General features: G+C 38.0%; 1 protein-coding gene. It reads right to left on the reverse strand.

Annotated features, from left to right (window positions below):
- Positions 1-9: 9 nt before the first annotated feature.
- The coding region (locus H4J70_RS20225; protein WP_182223053.1) for an IS30 family transposase at positions 10-1,125 on the reverse strand (1,116 nt) is incomplete at its 5' end.

Raw genomic sequence — 1,125 nt, forward strand, 5'->3', positions numbered from 1 at the left:
GCCTTGAGTTCAAATGATGGATGCAACACATAGATTAAAATTCTCTGCTGGTGTTTCATATTCTAACGTCTTTCTTGGTCTTTCGTTAAGTCTTCTCGCAACACTGCTTAACTTTTGTTGGCTGTGTATAGATAAATCAGTTCCTTTGGGGAAATATTGTCGGATTAGCCTATTAGTATTTTCATTTGATCCTCTCTGCCAAGGAGAATAAGGATCACAAAGATATACTGGAATTTTTGTCGCTATCGTAAATTCTTTGTGATTAGTTATTTCATATCCTCTGTCCCATGTGAGGGATTTATACATTTCTCTTGGTAACTTTTTAGCATTTTTTATTAATTCTTTTATGACCGTCTTAGTTTTACTATCCTGAACTTTAACAAGCATTACATAGCGTGAATGACGCTCTACAAGGGTTGCAATATAGCTATTATTACAACCTTTAATTAAATCTCCCTCCCAATGTCCAGGAACAACTCTATCTTCTACTGACTCAGGCCTTTCACCGATTGTGAGTCCATCTGATATTTTCCCATGTCCTTTATTTTTTAGTGTGGCGTGGCGGGAGTAGCGCATGATGCGCTTTGATCTTAAACATTTTTGTAGTTCTTTTTTTAATGCGCCCCTTGTTTGAATATACAACGTTTTATATATCGTCTCATGTGACACTTGAAAGTCTTCATTATTAGGATGAGTTCTTTGTAGCCAACCCGCTATTTGTTGTGGTGACCATGCGCACTTTAGTTTGCGAGCGACAATAAGAGTTAGCTTTTTATTTAATGCTAACTTACATGTTTTAGGTCGCTCTGCTCTTTTCCATGCAGCTTTATCTGCATGTGCAGCACGATATTTATCATAGCCACCGTTACGATTAATTTCACGGCAAATAGTTGATGGTGGGCGGTTGAGCTTAGTAGCTATAGATCTCCTTGATAGGCTGGCTGAAATACCACGAGAAATCTCTTCACGTTCATCCAACGTTAAATGATTTTTTGCCCTTTGTTTGTTGTTAGGTCGTATACCTCCAGTCGCCGCTATAATGCGGGATATAGAAGGATGATGTCGGTCAAACAATCGAGCTATATCATTAAGCGTACTTCCTTGTTGGTATTTTTCCCACATTAA

It is taken from the genome of Colwellia sp. BRX8-9, from assembly GCF_014077245.1.
Classification (GTDB): domain Bacteria; phylum Pseudomonadota; class Gammaproteobacteria; order Enterobacterales; family Alteromonadaceae; genus Colwellia_A.